Origin of the sequence: Cohnella fermenti (assembly GCF_004801405.1) — a bacterium.
GTDB lineage: Bacteria > Bacillota > Bacilli > Paenibacillales > Paenibacillaceae > Cohnella > Cohnella fermenti.
The window spans coordinates 35,533-55,427 of sequence record NZ_SSOB01000058.1; the positions used below are offsets into that span (position 1 = coordinate 35,533).

Annotated in this window: 14 protein-coding genes; 12 read left to right on the plus strand and 2 right to left on the minus strand. The window is 61.7% G+C overall.

What is annotated here, in order from left to right; genetic code table 11:
* The first annotated feature begins 47 nt into the window (after positions 1–47).
* The 7 genes from E6C55_RS29795 to E6C55_RS29825 all read left to right on the plus strand — a co-directional run bounded on the left by E6C55_RS29795 (position 48) and on the right by E6C55_RS29825 (position 9,651).
* Positions 48–3,653, plus strand: coding sequence for a DNA polymerase III subunit alpha (locus E6C55_RS29795; RefSeq protein ID WP_136373483.1), 3,606 nt, complete (start codon positions 48–50; stop codon positions 3,651–3,653).
* 307 nt (positions 3,654–3,960) lie between these two features.
* Positions 3,961–4,149 carry a glutamate decarboxylase gene (locus E6C55_RS29800; RefSeq protein ID WP_136373484.1) on the plus strand — a complete coding sequence of 63 codons (189 nt, stop codon included), beginning with the start codon at positions 3,961–3,963 and terminating at the stop codon, positions 4,147–4,149.
* 227 nt (positions 4,150–4,376) lie between these two features.
* Positions 4,377–5,288, plus strand: a complete 912-nt coding sequence (gene accD, locus E6C55_RS29805; protein WP_136373485.1) for an acetyl-CoA carboxylase, carboxyltransferase subunit beta — start codon at positions 4,377–4,379, stop codon at positions 5,286–5,288.
* Entirely contained in the window at positions 5,278–6,258 is a 981-nt protein-coding gene (accA, locus tag E6C55_RS29810; protein WP_136373486.1) for an acetyl-CoA carboxylase carboxyl transferase subunit alpha, read from the plus strand. Before accD ends, accA begins: the two co-directional genes overlap by 11 nt.
* 121 nt (positions 6,259–6,379) lie before the next feature.
* The gene (gene pyk, locus E6C55_RS29815) at positions 6,380–8,134 is read left to right on the plus strand and encodes a pyruvate kinase (RefSeq protein ID WP_136373500.1); all 1,755 of its coding nucleotides are present in this window, start codon (positions 6,380–6,382) and stop codon (positions 8,132–8,134) included.
* Positions 8,135–8,713: 579 nt separating this feature from the next.
* Positions 8,714–9,169, plus strand: a complete 456-nt coding sequence (locus E6C55_RS29820; RefSeq protein ID WP_136373487.1) for an acyl-CoA thioesterase — start codon at positions 8,714–8,716, stop codon at positions 9,167–9,169.
* A 71-nt stretch (positions 9,170–9,240) separates the two neighbouring features.
* Positions 9,241–9,651 carry an FxsA family protein gene (locus tag E6C55_RS29825; RefSeq protein ID WP_136373488.1) on the plus strand — a complete coding sequence of 137 codons (411 nt, stop codon included), beginning with the start codon at positions 9,241–9,243 and terminating at the stop codon, positions 9,649–9,651.
* A gap of 149 nt (positions 9,652–9,800) precedes the next feature.
* On the opposite strand, the gene ytvI is transcribed toward E6C55_RS29825, so the two are convergent.
* The gene (gene ytvI, locus E6C55_RS29830; protein ID WP_136373489.1) at positions 9,801–10,922 is read right to left on the minus strand and encodes a sporulation integral membrane protein YtvI; all 1,122 of its coding nucleotides are present in this window, start codon (positions 10,920–10,922) and stop codon (positions 9,801–9,803) included.
* A 215-nt stretch (positions 10,923–11,137) separates the two neighbouring features.
* Between ytvI and ppk1 the strand changes: the two genes are divergently transcribed.
* Entirely contained in the window at positions 11,138–13,228 is a 2,091-nt protein-coding gene (gene ppk1 / locus E6C55_RS29835; protein ID WP_136373490.1) for a polyphosphate kinase 1, read from the plus strand.
* 57 nt (positions 13,229–13,285) lie between these two features.
* A complete protein-coding gene (locus tag E6C55_RS29840) occupies positions 13,286–13,489 on the plus strand; it encodes a hypothetical protein (protein ID WP_136373491.1) in 204 nt (67 codons plus the stop codon).
* Positions 13,490–13,601: 112 nt separating this feature from the next.
* Here E6C55_RS29840 and E6C55_RS29845 read toward each other — a convergent pair whose 3' ends face one another.
* Complete coding sequence (locus tag E6C55_RS29845) at positions 13,602–15,158, minus strand: Ppx/GppA phosphatase family protein (protein WP_230986921.1); 1,557 nt, start codon at positions 15,156–15,158, stop codon at positions 13,602–13,604.
* Positions 15,159–15,469: 311 nt separating this feature from the next.
* Here E6C55_RS29845 and citZ point away from each other — a divergent pair, with 311 nt between their 5' ends.
* The 3 genes from citZ (at position 15,470) to mdh (ending at position 19,152) form a co-directional block, all read left to right on the plus strand.
* Complete coding sequence (citZ, locus tag E6C55_RS29850; protein WP_136373493.1) at positions 15,470–16,585, plus strand: citrate synthase; 1,116 nt, start codon at positions 15,470–15,472, stop codon at positions 16,583–16,585.
* Positions 16,586–16,707: 122 nt separating this feature from the next.
* Positions 16,708–18,003: an NADP-dependent isocitrate dehydrogenase gene (gene icd, locus E6C55_RS29855; RefSeq protein WP_136373494.1), complete on the plus strand. Its 1,296-nt coding sequence runs from the start codon at positions 16,708–16,710 to the stop codon at positions 18,001–18,003.
* Between the two features lie 204 nt (positions 18,004–18,207).
* On the plus strand, positions 18,208–19,152 hold the full coding sequence (gene mdh, locus E6C55_RS29860; RefSeq protein WP_136373495.1) for a malate dehydrogenase: 945 nt from the start codon (positions 18,208–18,210) through the stop codon (positions 19,150–19,152).
* Positions 19,153–19,895: the final 743 nt, after the last annotated feature.

Below are 19,895 nucleotides of genomic sequence, written 5' to 3' on the forward strand. Positions count from 1 at the left end.
AACAAACATATGATCGTATATGATCCGGTGGAAAAGAAGGGATACCCATGTGCGGTTTCGTTCATTTGCATGTTCACAGCGAATACAGTCTTCTGGACGGGGCTTCCCGCATCAAGGAGATGGCGGCCAAGGCGGCCGATCTCGGCATGAAGGCGCTCGCGCTGACCGACCACGGCGTCATGTACGGCGCGATTCCGTTCTACAAGGCGTGCCGGGAGAGAGGCGTCAAGCCGATCATCGGCATGGAGGCGTACGTCGCGTCCGGCTCCCGCCTGGAGCGGGTAAGCCGCAAGGAGCAGCCCATTTATCACCTGACCCTGCTCGCGAAGAACGAGGCGGGATACCGGAACCTGATGAAGCTGAGCACCATCGGCCATCTCGAAGGGTTCTATTACCGGCCGAGGATCGACTTCGAGATGCTGGGCAAGCACGCGGAGGGGCTCATCTGTCTGAGCGGATGCCTGGCGAGCGAATTGTCCCAGCATCTGGCCGGCGACCGGTACGAAGAGGCGAAGAAGACGGCGCTGCGCTACCGCGGCCTGTTCGGCGACGACTACTTCCTCGAGATCCAGGACCACGGCATTCTCGAGCAGAAGAGGGTGGCGGCCGGCATTCAGCGCCTCGCGGAGGAGACCGGCATTCCGCTTGTCGCGACGAACGATTCCCATTACCTGACCGAGGAGGATTCCTCGCTGCAGGACGTGCTCATCTGCATCGGCACCGGCAAAACGCTCGAAGACGACGATCGCCTCAAGATCGAGACCACTCAGCTCTATCTTAAGAGCGAGGCGGAGATGCGGCAGCTTTTCCCACACCTCCCCGAAGCCATCGCGAACACGGCGCTCATCGCCGACCGCTGCGAGCTGGAGCTGGAGCTTGGCCGGCACATCCTGCCGGAGTATCACCCGCTGCCGGAGGGGACGACCGCAGGCGCATACCTTGAGTCGCTGTGCCGCGCGGGGCTGGAGGAGCGCTACTCGCATCGCCCGGATTGGAACGACGGGGAGCGGAAGCCGAACGGAGATTCGAGCGCCCCTTCTTCCTTCCGCCGGCAAGCGGAGGAGCGGCTCGCCTACGAGCTCGGCGTCATCGGCCGCATGGGCTTCGACGACTACTTCCTCGTCGTGTGGGACTTCATCCGGTTCGCCCACGAGAACGGCATCGCGACCGGTCCCGGACGCGGCTCCTCGGCGGGCAGCCTCGTGGCGTACGCGCTGAAGATCACGAACGTCGACCCGCTGAAGCACAAGCTGCTGTTCGAGCGCTTCCTCAACCCCGAACGCGTCACGATGCCCGATATCGACATCGACTTCAGCGACGAGCGGCGGGACGAGGTCATCCGCTACGTCTCGGACAAGTACGGCAGCGGCCACGTGGCGCAGATCATCACGTTCGGAACGCTGGCGGCGAGAGCGGCGGTGCGGGACGTCGGCCGGGTCATGAACCTGCCGTACGGCGAGGTCGACAAGGCCGCCAAGCTCATTCCCGGCGCTCCGCACATGTCGATCGAGCGGGCGATGAAGGAGAATGCCGACTTCAAGGCGATCGCCGAGAAGGGCGGTCCGGTCGGCGATATGATCGCGATGGCCCGGCGGGCGGAAGGGTTCCCGCGCCATGCATCCACGCACGCCGCCGGCGTCGTCATCTCCTCGGAGCCGCTCACCGACTACGTTCCTCTTCAGGAGGGAACGGGAGGCGTGCCGCTGACGCAGTATTCGATGGAGCACCTTGAGGCGGTCGGGCTTCTGAAGATGGATTTTCTCGGGCTGCGGACGTTGTCCATCATCGAGAGGGCGATGCACGGGGTGAAGGAGCTGACGGGCGCCGAGCTGCGGTGGGAGACGATCTCCTACGACGATCCGGCGACGTACGAGCTGATGGGCAAGGGGGATACGACGGGCCTCTTCCAGCTCGAATCCGCGGGCGTGCGGCGAGTGCTGAAGGACCTGAAGCCGTCCGCGTTCGAAGACATCGTGTCGGTGCTCGCGCTGTACCGTCCGGGACCGATGGAGTTCATTCCGCAGTTCATCCGCACGAAGCACGAGCTCGCGACGGCGGAGTACCCGCACCCCGACCTCGAGCCGATTCTGCGGGACACGTACGGCATCATCGTCTACCAGGAGCAGATCATGCAGATCGCTTCGAGCATGGCGGGCTTCTCGCTCGGGGAAGCGGACCTTCTCAGACGAGCCGTCGGCAAAAAAAAGCGGGAGGTGCTGGACGAGCAGAGGGCGCACTTCGTCGCGGGCAGCGTTCGGCAGGGGTACAGCGAGGAGGAGGCGAACCGCGTCTACGATATGATCGTCCGGTTCGCCGACTACGGATTCCCGCGGGCGCACGCCGCCGCCTACGCCGTGCTGGCGTTCCAGACCGCCTACCTGAAGGCGCACTATCCGGTGTTCTTCATGGCGTCGATGCTGACCGCCGTCATCGGCAACCAGCGCAAGACGGCCGAATACGTGGACGAATGCCGTCGGATGGGCATCGCGGTGCTGTCTCCGGACGTGAACGAGAGCGGCGTGCTGTTCACGCCGCTGCCGGGCGAGCGGCCCGCGATCCGGTTCGGCCTGGCCGCGGTGAAGAACGTCGGCACGCAGGCGATCGAGAGCATTCTCGCCGCGCGCAAGGAAGGGCCGTTCGCTGACCTGACCGACCTGTGCCGGCGGATCGACCCGCGCGTGTGCAACAAGCGCGTGCTGGAGTCGCTGCTGCAAGCCGGAGCGTTCGGCTCGCTGCCCGGGCACCGCGCCCAGCAGCTCGCCGCGCTCGACGAGACGGTCGAGGCGGCCGCTTCCTGGCGCAAGGAGAAGGAGGAGCTGCAGCTTGAGCTGTTCGATCTCGGCGAATCGCCGAACTGGCACGTCGAGCTGCCGGCTATTGAGCCGTACACGCAGACGCAGACGCTCGAGCTGGAGCGGGAGCTGCTCGGCCTGTACTTGTCCGGGCATCCGCTCGACGAATACGAGCGGATCTGGGAGGAGCTGCGGCTCGACCGGCTCGTCGATCTGGCGGAGGCGGCGGACGGCCAGGCGGTGGTGACGGCGGGCATGGTCGTGTCGGTCAAGTCGATCACGACCAAGAGCGGGCAGGCGATGGCGTTCCTCGAGCTGGAGGACCGCATCATGGGGGCGGAAGTGGTCGTGTTCCCTTCGGTCTGGAGGACCGCGGCCGCGAACGTCCGCAAGGGCGCGCTGCTGCTCGTGAAGGCGAAGCTGCAGATGGGGGACGAGGACTTCAAGCTGCTGGCGGACGAGCTCGTTCCGCTTGGCGCGCCGGACCTGGCCGCGCAGGCGGCCAGGCTGCGCAGGGCCGGAGGGCCGCGCGGCGGCAAGGGGGGGCGGAGCCCGGAGCGGCCGCAAGCTTCACCGCAAGTTCCGCCGCAAGCTCCGCCGCCGGCCGTCCCGGCTTCGAACAGGCACGCCAGCGATCAGAAGGTGTACATCCGGATCGATGCCGCGAGCGAGAAGCCGACGACGCTGAATCGGCTGAAGGCGCTGCTCGCCGAACATCCGGGCACCCATGCGACATTGCTTTTCTACGAGCAAAGTCACCGCACGGTCGCTCTGTCCGACGAATTGATGGTAAGGCCGTCCCCGGAGCTGCTCCGCCGAATCGAGACGCTGCTAGGGGAAGGGAGCGTCCGGGTCAAATAAAGTTAAATCGGGAGCCCTCTCTTGGCCGCGTGGCCGAAGGAGGGCTTCGCCGCGGTCGGGGAGGGCTCGATGCGGGCGCCGGCGGGCGATCCGCAAAGCTCGGTTGCTTGTCTCAAGCCATGTGTGCTATCATTTCAGTAATGTGGAGGTTCTTTGACTTCCACCGAATGGACAGGCTTTGGCATGGACAGCGAGATGAACCAGCGCGATCGCGAAGCGATCGGCCGCGCCCGGGACGGGGGCGGGATCGCGTGCTCGCGACGGCTGCGAAGTCGAAGATTATGCCATCCTTTGGGGGTTCCGCTTCATGTGGACGGTCATTTACATCGCGCCGACCGCGAAGATTGCGGAGCGGATCCAGAAGCGATTGACAGAGGAAGGGTTCCTCGTTCGGATACGCCCCATCAATCTGACCAAGCCTCAGTACGAGATCTTGGTTCCGTCCGGCGAAGTTCAGGAAGTGCAAGAAGTTCTCGGAAGCATTCTGCATCTGTAGCCGACTCCGCCCGAGAGAATCGCCTTCGGCATTCCTTAAGGATTCGGCCTCCGATTAAGTGTCAGCAAGCCCCGCGACCGGGGCGGATAACCCGTTGATCGGACGAGAGGACCGTCGCCGCGCGTGATCGAGCGGCGCACTGTCCTGCGCACGTCACGCCTGAACGCTGCGGACCGTTACGAATGGCTCGGACGGACCGCCATTTTTGTGCCTTGTGAGGTGTCGCTGTGTTTAAGGATTTTTTCCAGAAGAAGAAGTATGCGGTAGTTCCGATGGGAGCGAATGCGTCTCCCGATAAGGCCGCAAGCGAAGCCGAGGAGCGCCCCAAGCGGGAGATTCCCGAAGGGCTGATGAATCGCTGCTCCAAGTGCGGCAATATTCAATTCACCAAAGAGTTGGAGAAGAACCTCAAGGTGTGCTCCACCTGCGGGCATCACTTCCGCTTGAACGCTTGGGAACGCATTGCGATGACGGTGGATGAGGGGACCTTCCAGGAGATCGACGCGAATCTCGTCTCCGAGGACCCTCTCGAATTCCCGGGCTATAAGAAGAAGCTTCAACAGCAGACGGACAATTCCGGGCTGAAGGATGCGATTGTGACGGGCATCGGCGAGATCGGCGGATTCTCCGCCGTCATCGGCGTCATGAGCTTCGACTTCTTCTCCGGAAGCATGGGCTCCGTCGTCGGGGAGAAGATCGCCCGCGCGATCGAGCTGGCGGGCGAGAAGAAGCTGCCGCTGCTGCTGTTCTCGACCTCCGGGGGCGCGCGGATGCAGGAGAGCATCCTGAGCCTCATGCAGATGGCGAAGACGAGCGCCGCCCTGGCGAAGTTCCAGGACGAGGGCGGCCTGTTCATCTCGGTGTTCACCGATCCGACGATGGGCGGCGTCTCCGCCAGCTTCGCCAGTCTCGGCGACTACAACCTGGCCGAGCCGGGAGCGCTCATCGGGTTCGCCGGACGCATCGTCATCGAACAGACGATTCGCCAGAAGCTTCCGGACAACTTCCAGACGGCCGAATTCAACCTGAAGCACGGCCAACTGGACAAGGTGGTTCACCGGAAGGACATGAAGTCGATTCTGACGAAGCTGCTGGATATGCATGCTCCCGAGAAAGGGGTGCGAGCGGATGTCCGTTGAGCTGCCATTCGAGAACCCGCTTGACGAGCTGAGGAAGAAGATCAATCATCTGAGGCAAGTCGGCCTGGATCAGCGGATCGACTTCACGGACGAGCTGGCGAGGCTGGAAGAGCGCTACAAGGAACTGGAAGAAGAGATTTACAGCAATCTGAGTCCGGCGAACATCATGCACCTGGCTCGGGTGCATCAGCGTCCGACGACGCTCGATTATATCAATCTGGTATTCACCGACTTCATCGAGCTGCACGGCGACCGCGTCTTCGCGGACGATCTTGCGATCGTCGGAGGGCTGGCCAAGCTGAACGGCGTGCCGGTGACGGTCGTCGGCCACCAGCGCGGGAAGGATACGAAGGACAACATCCAACGCTTCTTCGGAAGCCCGCATCCGGAAGGATTCCGCAAGGCGCTCCGTTTCATGCAGCAAGCGAACAAGTTCGGCCGGCCGATCGTCACGTTCATCGACACGAAGGGCGCTTATCCGGGCGATACCGCCGAAGCGCGCAATCAATCCGAAGCGATCGCACGCAATCTGTACGAGATGGCGTTGTTCAAGGTCCCGGTCATCTGCGTCGTTATCGGCGAAGGCGGCAGCGGCGGCGCGCTTGCGCTTGGCGTGGGCAACCGCGTGCTGATGCTCGAGAACGCCATCTATTCGGTTATCTCGCCGAACGGGGCGGCATCCATCCTGTGGAAGGACGCCTCGAAGGCGGACCAGGCGGCGGAAGCGATGAAGATCACCGCGAAGGACCTGAAGGAGTTCGGGGTCATCGAGGAGATCATCCCCGAGCCGAAGGGCGGCGCCCATCGCGATCCTGCCGTTCAGGCCGAGTCGATCAAGGGTGCGCTCTGGCGTCACCTGCAGGAGCTCTCCGCGATGACCGGGGAGCAGCTTGTGGAGGACCGCTATCGCAAGTTCCGCGCGATCGGAACGTTCGCGGAGCTGACCCCGGCCATGAGCGAGACGCCGTAATGCTTATTATTTATTCCGAAGCGAACCGCCGTCCCCTGACGGCGGGCGCTTCGGGTTTCCATTAATCAAACGCAAGCCTCACCATCAAACGCAAGACCCACAAACGGAGGAATCGAACATGATTCGTAAAACAAAAATCGTATGTACAATCGGCCCTGCCAGCGAATCCCTGGAGAACACGAAGAAGCTGATCCAAGCGGGAATGAACGTTGCCCGCCTCAACTTCTCGCACGGCGACTATGAAGAGCATGGCAACCGCATCAAGACGATCCGCCAAGCCTGCAAGGAGCTGGGCAAGACGGTCGCGATCCTGCTCGATACGAAGGGGCCGGAGATCCGTCTCGGCAAGCTGGCGTCGGAGCCGATCGAGCTTGTCCAAGGCGAGCGGATCACGCTGACGACGGAAGAGATTCTGGGCGACATCAACCGTGTTCCGGTCACCTACAAGGAGCTTCCGGGCGACGTGAGCGTCGGCTCCACCATCCTGATCGACGACGGCCTTATCGGCCTGACCGTGCTGGAAGTGTCCGGAACGGAGATCGTCTGCGAGATCGTGAACAGCGGCCAGATCAAGAGCAAGAAGGGCGTCAACGTTCCGGGCGTCGCGATCTCCATGCCGGGAATTACCGAGAAGGACGCCAGCGACATCCGCTTCGGCATCGAGCAAGGCGTGGACTTCATCGCCGCCTCCTTCGTGCGCCGCGCCAGCGACGTGCTTGAGATTCGCGAGCTGCTCGAGCGCCATGACGGCCGCTACATCCAGATCATCTCCAAGATCGAGAACCAACAGGGCGTCGATAACCTCGACGAGATTCTCGAGGTGTCCGACGGCCTCATGGTTGCCCGCGGCGACCTCGGCGTCGAGATTCCGGCCGAAGAGGTTCCGCTTGTTCAGAAGCAGATGATCGAGAAGTGCAACCGCGCGGGCAAGCCGGTCATCACGGCGACCCAGATGCTCGACTCGATGCAGCGCAACCCGCGCCCGACGCGCGCCGAAGCTTCCGACGTCGCGAACGCGATCTTCGACGGCACGGACGCGATCATGCTGTCCGGCGAGACGGCGGCAGGGAAGTACCCGGCGGAGTCGGTTCAGACGATGGCGGCGATCGCCGTTCGTGCGGAATCGGCGCTGAATTACCGCGAGATTTTCCAGAAGCAGGCGCAGGCGCAGCAGACTTCCGTCACCGAGGCGATCAGCCAAGCGGTCGCCAGCTCTTCGCTTGAGCTGGACGCGAAGGCGATCGTCACGTCGACGGAGAGCGGCTACACGGCTCGCATGGTGTCCAAGTACCGTCCGAAGTCGCCGATCGTCGCCGTCACGCCGGAGGACCAAGTGCTTCGCCGCCTGCAGCTCGTCTGGGGCGTCGTGCCGGTTCAAGGCACGCTCGTCGGCACGACGGACGAGATGTTCGACGTCGCGGTGGAAGGCGCGCTCAAGACCGAGCTTGTCCGCTTGGGCGACACGGTCGTCATCACGGCGGGCATCCCGGTCGGCCGCGCCGGCACGACGAACCTGATCAAGATTCACCATATCGGCGAATTGATCGCCAAGGGCCAAGGCATCGGCTCCCAGAGCGCAACCGGCAAGGTCGTGACCGCCCGTACGCCGGAAGAAGCGGTCGCCAAGATGACGGACGGCGCGATTCTGGTCGCTCCTTCGACGGATAAGGAGTACATGCCGGCCTTCGAGAAGGCGGCTGCCGTCATCACCGAAGGAGGCGGCATCACCTGCCACGCCGCCGTCGTCGGCCTGAACCTGGGCATTCCGGTCATCGTCGGCGTCGAAGGCGCGACAAGCCTGCTCAAGGACGGAATGGAAGTTACGCTGTACGCGGAGAAGGGCGTCATCTACTCCGGCCAGGCGAAGGTTCTCTAATACGGTTTTTGCGAAGAAGTAGCGGCAGCCTCGGCCGCTACTTCTTGCTATGAGGCGGAGGGGCAGGCGCAGGTCGTGGGAATAGGTCGGGGGCCGAAGTGGCAGGCGCAGGTCGTGGGGGCAGGCTAGAGGCCGAAGAGGCAGGCGCAGGTTGCAGGATCAGGCCGTAGGGCTGCCTTGAGCGTTGCCGGCTTAGGGGCCGCTCCGGCGGATTTTATGCGAAATTTCGCATTCATTGCCCACTTTGGAGGCACCTTGGGTCGATTATATGCGAAATTTCACATTCGTCGCCCACTTTGGGGGCACCTTGGGTCGATTATATGCGAAATTTCACATTCGTCGCCCACTTTGGGGGCACCTTGGGTCGATTTTATGCGAAATTTCGCATTCGTCGCCCACTTTGGGGGCCCCTTGGACCGATTTTATGTGAAATTTCGCATACATTGCCCGCGTTGGGACCGGCCGCGCGGATCGTGCGGATGTGGTGAGGGTTCTTGAGTGTAATCCCCGAGCGCGAACAATTCGTCGAAGCTGACGCCGATCATGCACGGTGCCGGACAGAACAGGAGTGAATGGGAATTGAGCAAGTGGTTTATGCACCCGATTCGGGTACGCTACCAGGAGACGGACAAAATGGCCGTCGTATACCACACGAACTACATTAATTGGTTCGAGATCGGACGGACGGAATGGATTCGTCAGGCGGGGCTGAGCTTCCGCGATATCGAGGGGATGGGACTTATGCTGCCGGTCGTTCATCTGGAGGCTTCCTACCTGAAGCCGGCCAAGTACGACGATTGGATCACGGTCTGCACGCGGGTGACCGAGTTCTCCAAGGTGCGCCTGCGCTTCGAGTACAAGGTGCTTCTGGGGGATCTGACCTCCGGCGGCCCGCTCGTCGACGAGGCTCCGGATGCTCCGCTGCTGACGAGCGGAAGCTCGCTGCACGGCTGGATCAATTCGGACTGGAAGATCGTCGCTCTCGACAGGAAGGCGCCGCAGTTGTACGAGCTGCTGAAGAAGCTGGCCGAGTAGGAGCCGGTGTCCGTTCCTGCAACGGTTCATTCCTTTGTCCGTACTATAGGGGAGACGAGGAGGGACAGATGATGTGGATTCGCAAGGCGGGATGGATATTCCTGATCGCGGTGGCGGCGGAGATAGCGGGGATTATGGCGATGGGAAGCTGGATCGGCGGATGGCCGACGTTCGGTCTGCTGCTGATCGGAGCCGCGCTGGGCGGGCTTCTCGTGCAGACGGAAGGGCGCAAGAGCTGGAATGAGGCGAGGAGCCTGATGCAGGAGGGACGCCCGCCGGGACCGGCGGTGCTGAACGGCCTGTGTGTCGTGGCGGGAGGCATTCTGCTCGTTGTGCCGGGTTTCCTCTCGGATATCGTGGGACTGACGCTGCTGCTTCCTTTTACACGACCGTTGTATAAAGGGTATCTGTATCTGTGGCTGGAGCGCAGGTTCCGGTCGGGATCGATCCGCGTGTTCCGCGGGCCTCACGGACCGTCGTGAGGACTGCGCCGGAGCTGCGCCCGCCCGCGGGAACCCCCGAGCAAGTCGCGACTGCGGCTCGCGGCGGGGGTTTCTTCATACGCAAGGACCAGAACGGCACATAAGTCGGCGAGCCGGCGGTGCGATCGGTATTGTATAATAGGATTCAGTTAGAGAAACCTGTTGCCGTGGAGGATGTAGCGTCCGATGTCGCGGAAGATGCCGGCGCGGTGGCAGGTGGTCAGGATTACGATGGCGACGGGACCGAGGATGAGGCCGAGGACGCCCAGCAGCTTCAGCCCGACGAACATGGCGATCAGCGTGGGGAGCGGAGCGAGGCCGACGCTGGAGGCGAGCACCTTGGGCTCGATCACCTGTCTCGCGATCAAGACGATTCCGTATAGGAGGGATAAGGCTCCTCCCGTTCTCCAATCCCCGATGATGAACAGATAGGCGATCCACGGCACGAGCACGGCGCCGACCCCGAGGTACGGGAGCAGGTCGACCAGGCCGATCAGGAGCGAGATGGACAGCGCATTCTTGACGCCGATGATCATGAGGCCGATGAACACGACGACAGCGGTAATCGAGATCATGATCAATTGAGCCCTGATGTAGCCGAACAGCGCGTGGCGAAGGTCCTCCCATACCGCGGCCGCCCGCTTGCGGGTCCGCTCGGGGAACCAGCCGGCCATTCTGCCGATGTAGCGGCTCCAGTCCTTGCTGATGAAGAAGGTGGCGAGCAGCACGACGACGGCGATGGTTGCCACTTGGGGCAGGGAGGCGAGGATGTCGATAATCCCGTTGAGAAAAGCCCCCGCCAGGCTCGTGCCCGCCTCGGCCGCCGCTTTGGCCGTGTCCGAGATGCGGTTGTTGATCGTCTCCTGGTAGTTCGGATTCTCGCGGTAGAACGTGTTGATTCTCTCGATCAGCCGTTCGATCTCGGGGCTGGCGAGGAGCCGTTCGATCGCGTGCTGGGTCAGGGCGACGAGCTGCTGCAGCGAGCCGGACACGTTCGTCAGCTCTTGGGCGAGCCGGACGACCAGCGCCGAGACGATCGTCAGCATCGACGTCGCGAACAGCAGCAGCGTCATCGCGACGGCCATCCACCTCGGCATGTGCAGCTTCAGATGGAGCGCGTCCACGACCGGGTTCATGGCATAAGCGAGCAGCCAGCCGAGCAGGAACGGGTAGAGAAGCGGCAGAGCCCAGCCCGCCGCGAACGCGCCAAGGACGACAGCGACAAGCAGCATGAGCAGGCGAAGCCATTGGCCTGCAATCCGTCGATCCACGCAGGACGCCTCCTTCGGGCACAGCCGTTCGGTTAAGGGATGAATTCATTGTAGAGGATCGCCGCAGGGCTTCGCTTATGGCTGGCTTCCCATTTCGCCGAGTTATTTCGACTTTGGCTCCGCGGTTCGCGGCGAATTTTACACCGGGTTAACATTCGTGCGGCATAATGGAAGACAAGACATAAATGAGCAAGACAATCTAGGGGGAGCTAAGGATGACCGTGTCCAAAAAATACATCAATCGGGACTTAAGCTGGATCGAGTTCAATCGCAGGGTGCTGGAGGAGGCCGAAGATCCGACGACGCCGCTGCTCGAGCGGCTGCAATTCCTGTCCATCGTCTCCAGCAATCTGGACGAATTCATGAGCGTTCGGGTCGCGGGCTTGAAGGATCAGCTCAAAGCCGGATTCCTGAAGGCGGACTTCACCGGCTACACGCCGCACGGCCTGCTTAAGCGGGTGCTCAAGCGAACGAACCAGATGGTGCGCAAGCAGTACAAGGATTACCGCGAACTGATGCGCAGTCTCGCAAGGGAAGGAACGGTCATCGCGGCGTGGGAGGACCTGAGCCCCGAGCAGATGGAAGTGATGACGGATTACTTCCAGAAGATCGTCTATCCGGTGCTCACGCCGATGGCGGTCGACAGCAGCCGCCCGTTCCCGCTGCTGCACAGCAAGGAGCTGTACCTGGCCGTCGTGCTGAAGGCTGACCCGACGGACGAGAAGCTGAAGGGCCAGACGTTCAGCGCGATCGTTCAGGTTCCTTCGATCCTGCTGCGAACGGCGGGAGTTCCGGGGCGGCGCAATTCGCGCCGGGCGACGTTCCTGCTGCTCGAGGATCTGATCAAGCAGCATATCGGCCAACTGTTCAGCGGATACACGATCGAAGGCGCGCATGCGTTCCGCGTGACGCGCAATTCCGATCTCGCGCTTAACGAGGAAGGGGCCGAGGACCTGCTGCAGGAGATCGAGAAGGAGCTGCGCCGCCGCAGGCGCGGCTTCCCGGTCCGGCTGGAGGTCGAGACGGGGATGCATCCGGATGCGCTCGACCTGCTCAAGGATGAGCTGGAGGTGACGGAGGACGACATCTTCGAGATCGAAGGCCCGCTCGACTTGACGTTCCTCTCGAAGTTCGCTTCCTCGCTGCCGAATTCGGAGCACCTTCGTTACCCGCCGATCGACCCCGTCTATCCGGTCGAATTCGAGGAAGAGGACCAGATGATGGCCGTGATCCGCGAGCGCGACGTGCTCGTGTACCACCCGTACGAGTCGTTCGAGGCGGTCAACGATTTTATCTACGAGGCGGCTGTCGATCCCGACGTCATGGCGATCAAAATGACGCTGTATCGGGTCAACGTAAATTCGGCGCTTGTGAAGGCGTTGGCGCAGGCGGCCGAGTCCGGCAAGCAGGTGACCGTCGTCGTGGAGCTGAAGGCGCGATTCGACGAGGAGCGCAACATCGCTTGGGCGAGGCAGCTCGAGCGGGCCGGCTGTCATGTCGTCTACGGTCTGGTCGGGCTGAAGACCCATGCGAAGATCACGCTGGTCGTCCGAAGGGAAGAAGGCTCGCTGCGCCGGTACGTCCACGTGGGCACGGGGAATTACAACGAGAACACGGCCAAGGTGTACACGGACGCCGGCCTGTTCACCTGCCACCCGGACATCGGCACCGACGCGTCCGCCTTGTTCAACGAGATGACGGGCTATTCGACGCCGCACAACTGGCGTGCGTTCGCGGTCGCTCCGGTCGGCCTCAAGCCGAAGCTGTTCGACCTGATCGACCGGGAGATCGGCTTCGCGAAGGCGGGGAAGCCCGCGCGCATCGTCGCGAAGCTGAATTCCCTGTCCAATCAGTCGATGATCGACAAGCTGTACGAGGCCTCGCAGGCGGGCGTGTCGATCCAGTTGATCATCCGCGGGGTATGCTGCCTCCGTCCCGGCGTGCTCGGCCTCAGCGAGAACGTGAGGGTCGTCAGCATCGTCGACCGGTTCCTCGAGCACTCGCGGATCATGGCCTTCTCCGGCGGCGGAGAGGAAGAGGTGTACATCTCGAGTGCGGACTGGATGACCCGCAACCTGAGCCGGCGCGTCGAGCTGCTCTGCCCGGTGTACGATCCGTCCATCCGGCAGATGCTGCTGAACCTGCTGCAGATGAACCTGCTCGACAACGTGAAGGCGAGGGAGCTGGCGTCCGGCGGCGGCTACTCCCGCGTTGCAGGCGGGGAAGAGCCGCTGCGCAGCCAATTCGGCGCGTCCGACATTCCGCTGTGGAAGACGGTCGCGATTGCTGCGGAAGAGCAGGGATAGGACGATTTTTCACGCTGCGTTGACGTTCTTCTAATCTCCGGTTGATGAGCCCGCATTATGATGGGGGTAACAACCGGAGAGACGGGAGGGAAGAGCATGGTGGAATTCGACGTGATCGTGAACGGCAAGGTGGAGGAGACGATCCGGCCGAAGACGCAGAAGCTGAGAGAGATCTATGAGCTTCTGAACGGGCGGATGATGAACGGTCTGAAGCGGAAGTACGGCGTGGGCGTTCAAGTAAGACGAAGGATGGTCTACTAGAGAGGGTAAGGTGGCAATCGGGGCACCTTATTCTTTTTTTTATTTTACGCCGTCGATTGGCCTAAGCCGGCCTCCGTTCCTGTCGGACGGAGGTCGGCTGAAGGCGGGGCGCTTAGCGGGGGGGAGGGGCGAGCGTCGAGACGGAGAGGACCGGAGACAATCCCCAGCTCTTCTTGAAGTCCTTCGCGAGCGTCTCCACTTCCATCATCTCGACGTGCAGCGGGTGGTTCGCCGCGGCCGACAGCGTAAGCTGCCTGCTTCGCTCGACCGTGATATCGAGCGAGGCGATGCCTTGCGACTCGCTTCGGTCGAGAGCCGCCGCGAGCTGGAGCAGCATGCCCAGCTTCGAGATCCGCTCGAAGTCCCCTTCGCGCAGAAGCGCCTTGTAGGGGACAAGCCTGCTTCTCATCGCCCCGGGCCCCTTGTAGGAAGCGATGGCGGCGGTCAGCAGCATCTCCCGGTGGCCGAGGCCGTTCCAGTGGGCGTGCATCAGGATGTAGAACGTATGGTCCGCATTGTCCCCGACATCGATCATCGAGCCGATGCGGAACAGCCGCGAGGCCGCGTCCAGCAGCACCCGGCTGGACGGCGGCAGCGACGCCTCCGGGGCCAGACTGTCGTACAGGGAGAGAGCAAGTCGATTCACCTGCTCCAGGTGAGCCTGCGGGACGGTTGGATATAATGCGGACAAATTGCGTATGCTGTCTTCCAGAACTTGACGAGAGGAGAGGAACACTTCCTCCGCCGGAAGACAGGCGTCGAAGAAGATCCCGTCCCGCAGGCCGGCGCCGCAGACGACGACTCGGGACGCCTGGCAGGCCTGGACGACGGCTTGAAGGATCAGCAGCCCGGGAACGATGACGTCGGCCCTGTCCTTCGACAGGCCGGGCACCTTGCGCCTCTTCTCGACACCCAGCGGGGCAAGCGTCTGCAAGGCGTTCTCGAGCGCAAGAGGCGGGAATTCGTACCCGTGCAGGTTGCTCAGCGGGTAGTCGATGCTGCGCTGGGAGATCTTGGCGAACGAGCGCAGCGTTCCTCCGAGGCCGATCAGCGGAAGGCCCGGATGGGACCTGATCCAAGGCTCCGATCGCAGTTGGGCCGCAAGCTCGGAGACGGCCCGTTCCATGACGGCGGGAGGAACGGGCTCGTCCTTCATGCCGAATCGTCTGGACGTGTTTACGCATCCGAATGGGAAGGAGACCGAAGAGACGATTTTCCGATCCCGCAGCAAAGTAATCTCGGTGCTCCCGCCGCCGATATCGACGACGAAGCCGTCCTCCACGTCCATCGTCCGCAGCATGGCGAGGCTGCCGAAGCGGGCCTCGTCCTCTCCGGACAGCAGCTCGATGGTCAGCCCGGTAACCTCTGTCAGCCGCGCCAGCGCTTGCTCGCGATTGGCCGCCTGGCGGATGGCTGCGGTGGCGACGGCCTTGATTCGGGTTGTCCGGTGCATCCGGCAGATGCGCTTGAAGTGCAGCAATACCTCGGCGAGCTCGTCCACCGATTCGCGCGGGAGCTCCCCGCCGGCCGTCAGCTTCTGGCTGAGCCGGGCGGGCCAGCGGCCCTGATCGATGACGCGGAACGCGCCGTTCTCGGTTATCTGATACACGGCAAGCCGAACGGTGTTGGAGCCGATGTCGATCATGCCGATAATCTGTTTTTTGTACAAGGCTTCAGCACCTCCAGTCAGACCTATTCTATCATTACGGACGTTCCGGCAAAAGAACCTTTTATACGTGCGATAAAGCATTTTTATGCCTCGGTTTGTTCCAATCGATCTTGAAATCGTTTATCATTAGGGATGACTTATTTCCGTAACAATTCCCGATTACGGCTTATAATCGGACGTTAGGGTTCACCATTCCGACGCATTCGGGAACAAATTCGGGAACACTGGGATCATTCTTGCGTTTATTCGCTACGCTGCTTCCGGGCGATTACCGGGTGATTTCTTTACTTGACCAAGAAGGAGAGATATCCATGACAGCAACGAAAGGCCTGGAAGGCATCGTGGCTGCGACGTCCTCGATCAGCTCCATCATCGACGGCGTGCTCACTTATCGCGGCTATAACATTGACGAACTGGCGGAGAAGGCTTCCTTCGAAGAAGTCGCTTACCTGCTCTGGCATGGCAAGCTCCCTAACCAAGAGGAGCTGAGCGGGCTGAAGGCTCAGCTCGACGAATATGCGGCGCTTCCGGATGCGGTGATAGCCGGCCTGCGCCTGTATCCTTCCGGCAGCAACTCGATGGCGGCGCTCCGCACGGCCATCTCCAGCCTGGCGCTGTACGATTCCGAAGCCCAGGACATGAGCCGCGAAGCGAACGTTCGCAAGGCGATTCGCCTGCAAGCGCAGCTTCCGACGGTTGTCGCCGCGTTCGCGCGCATTCGCGAAGGCAAGGAGCCGGTCGCTCCGAAGAAGGGCGTCAGCGTCGCTCATAACTTCCTGTACATGCTGACCGGCGAGGAGCCGGCTGCGGTTGCGGTCGAAGCCTTGGACAAGGCGCTTGTTCTGCACGCAGACCACGAGCTTAACGCTTCGACGTTCGCGGCCCGCGTTACGGTCGGCACTCTGTCCGACATCTACTCCGGCGTCACTTCCGCGATCGGCGCCCTGAAGGGGCCGCTGCACGGCGGCGCGAACGAAGCGGTTATGGTTATGTTGGACGAGATCGGCACGATCGACAACGTCGAGTCCTACGTGCAGTCGAAGCTTGACAACAAGGTCAAGATCATGGGCTTCGGCCACCGCGTCTACAAGAACGGCGACCCGCGCGCGAAGCATCTGCAAGCGATGTCCAAGTCGCTTGGCGAGCTGCGCGGCGACATGAGGCTCTACGAGATGTCCGTCAAGATCGAATCGATGGTCGTCGGACAGAAGGGCCTGCGCCCGAACGTCGACTTCTATTCCGCTTCTTGCTACACCATGTTGGGTATTCCGCGCGACCTGTTCACGCCGATCTTCGCGATCAGCCGCGTCTCCGGCTGGACGGCGCACATCCTCGAGCAATACGAGGACAACCGCCTCATCCGCCCGCGCGCCGAGTATGTCGGACCGGTCAACCAGCTCTACGCGGCCGTCGCCGATCGCGCGTAACGAACAAGTCGGTCTGAACGCCGGCAGCCCGTCTTCCCGTCCGCTCTTCGGGCGGAGGGGGGACGAGCGCCGGTTTTTGCGGTAAAATACACTTATACGATTATTTAGGAGGAGTTATATTCATGGCACAACTCGAGAAATTCGCAGCGCCGACTTCCGGCGAAGCTATTACGGTACAGAATGGCGTTCTGAACGTTCCCAACAATCCGATCATTCCGTTCATCGAAGGCGACGGCACGGGCCGCGACATCTGGCGCGCTTCCCAGCGCGTTCTGGACGCGGCTGTAGAGAAGGCATACAAGGGCGAGAAGAAGATTGCCTGGTACGAAGTGTTCGCCGGCGAGAAGGCGTTCAATGCTTACGGCGAGTGGCTTCCGGCCGACACGCTGACGGCTATCCGCGAGTACATCATCGCGATCAAGGGTCCGCTGACGACGCCGATCGGCGGCGGCATTCGTTCCCTGAACGTTGCGCTTCGCCAAGAGCTCGACCTGTACGTGTGCTTGCGCCCGGTTCGTTACTTCAACGGCGTCCCTTCCCCGGTTAAGCGTCCGGAGCTGGTCGACATGGTTATCTTCCGCGAGAACACCGAGGACATCTACGCCGGCATCGAGTACCAAGCGGAGACGGCCGACGCGAAGAAGGTCATCGAGTTCCTGCAGAAGGAGATGGGCGTGAACAAGATCCGCTTCCCGGAGACGTCCGGCATCGGGATCAAGCCGGTATCCTCCGACGGCTCGAAGCGTCTCGTTCGCGCTGCGATCGAATACGCGATCAAGCATGAGCGCAAGTCCGTTACCCTCGTGCACAAGGGCAACATCATGAAGTTCACGGAAGGCGCGTTCAAGAACTGGGGCTACGAAGTGGCCGAGACCGAATTCGCCGACAAGACCTTCACTTGGGGCCAATACGATGCGATCAAGGCGGAGCAAGGCGAAGAGGCGGCTAACGCGGCACAGAAGGCTGCTCTTGCCGAAGGCAAGATCCTCGTGAAGGACGCTATTGCCGACATCGCCCTGCAACAAGTTCTGACTCGTCCGACCGACTTCGACGTGATTGCAACGTTGAACCTGAACGGCGACTACCTGTCCGACGCTCTGGCTGCGCAAGTCGGCGGCATCGGCATCGCTCCGGGAGCGAACATCAACTACCTGACCGGCCACGCGATCTTCGAAGCGACTCACGGCACCGCTCCCAAGTATGCCGACAAGGACGTCGTCAACCCGGGCTCCGTTATCCTGTCCGGCGTTATGCTCTTCGAGCACCTCGGCTGGCAAGAAGCGGCTGACCTTATCTATAAGGGCCTCGAAGAATCCATCAACAGCAAGGTCGTTACTTATGACTTCGCTCGCCTGATGGAAGGCGCAACGGAAGTGAAGTGCTCCGCGTTCGCGGACGAGATCATTAAGAACATGTAAGCTTTCGAACCCTCTGGACACCCGACGGATAACGTTGGAGCGACAGAGACGCGTGAGAAGGAACGCCGAAGTCTGGGCACCCGACGATTTATCGTTTGGTGTCCAGATTTGTTTTTATCCGAGGTTTGGATGAGGGCTTGCATGAATCATGCGGCTTCGAGGAATAATCTGCTAATGGATATATTAGGGAAGGAATGAACGAACATGGCGATCAAGCGTGCGAAAATAACGGTGGTGGGAGCGGGATTCACGGGGGCGACGACGGCGCTGATGCTGGCGCAGAAGGAGCTCGGGGATGTCGTGCTGATCGATATTCCGCAGATGGAGAATCCGACGAAGGGCAAGGCGCTGGACATGCTGGAGTCGACGCCGGTGCAAGGAATCGACGCTCGCATTACGGGGACGGCCGACTATGCGGAATCGGCGGACTCCGACGTGGTGATCATCACGGCAGGCATTGCGCGCAAGCCGGGCATGAGCCGCGACGATCTGGTGAACACGAATGCCGGCATCGTGAGGTCGGTATGCGAGAATGTGAAGGCAACGAGCCCGAACGCTTACGTCATCCTGCTGTCGAACCCCGTGGACGCGATGACCTATGTGGCATACAAGGCGCTCGGCTTCCCGAAGAACCGCGTCATCGGCCAATCCGGCGTGCTCGACACGGCCCGCTACAACACGTTCCTGGCGCAAGCGCTGAACGTGTCGGTCGAGGACGTGCGGGGCGTTGTGCTCGGCGGCCACGGGGACGACATGGTGCCGCTTGTGCGCTACACGACGATCGGGGGCATCCCGGTCGAGAAGCTGCTGCCGAAGGAGCAGATCGACGCGATCGTCGCCCGCACCCGCGTCGGCGGCGGGGAGATCGTCGGCCTGCTCGGCAACGGCAGCGCCTACTACGCGCCGGCGGCTTCCCTCGTGCAGATGACGGAGGCCGTCCTTAAGGACAAGAAGCGCATCCTTCCGGTCATCGCTTTGCTGGAGGGGGAGTACGGCTACGACAACCTGTTCATCGGCGTGCTGGCCGTTCTCGGAGGCGACGGCATCGAGAGAATCTTCGAGCTGGAGCTGACGGCCGAAGAGAAAGCGGCGCTCGACAAGTCCGCGGATTCCGTCCGCGGCGTCATCCGGGTCGTCGAGAACGGCTGACCGGCCGGAGCGGGTTGGCTCCTAGGCTCCGTTGAGAACAATCGCCCGCTCGTTTTGAAGCCCTCTCGATCCGGTTGCACGCCGGTCGGGAGGGCTTTCTTGACCTCACCTTATCTACCAGACACCGCCGCAGCGCCCCTCCGACTAAAATCTCCGAACCCCGGCAAACCCGCCGAACCCGACTAACCCGATACACCTGATAAACCCGTCGAAGCCCCCGCCGAACCCGACTAACCCGATACACCTGGCTAACCCGTCGAAGCCCCTGCCGAACCCGACTAACTCGATACACCTGATAACCCGTCAAGCCCCTGCCGAACCCGACTAACCCGATACACCTGATAAACCCGTCGAAGCCCCTGCCGAACCGATTGAACCCATCGAACCCGTCGAACCTGACTAACCCGATGATTCCGGCAAACTTGCCGAAGCCTCCGAAGCCCCCGCCGAACCCGCCAGCCACCGATTTTATGTGAAAAATCACATTGGCGAGCCTTGATGAGGGGCAGTTTGGCCGATTCTATGTGAAAAATAGCATACATGGAGAAAAATCCGGCCCGAGTTGGCGCATATATGCGAAAAATCACATAAAACACCGCGATTGCCTCCCCAATCAAGCCAACGAATGTGAAAAATCAGAGCGACCGAGCATAGGTTGAGTAACTTAGCAGGTGGAAACCCTGCTTGGAAAAGGCGAAGCCACGCCACCAATAGCGAGTCTTGGAGCGAAGCTGGCAACAGAG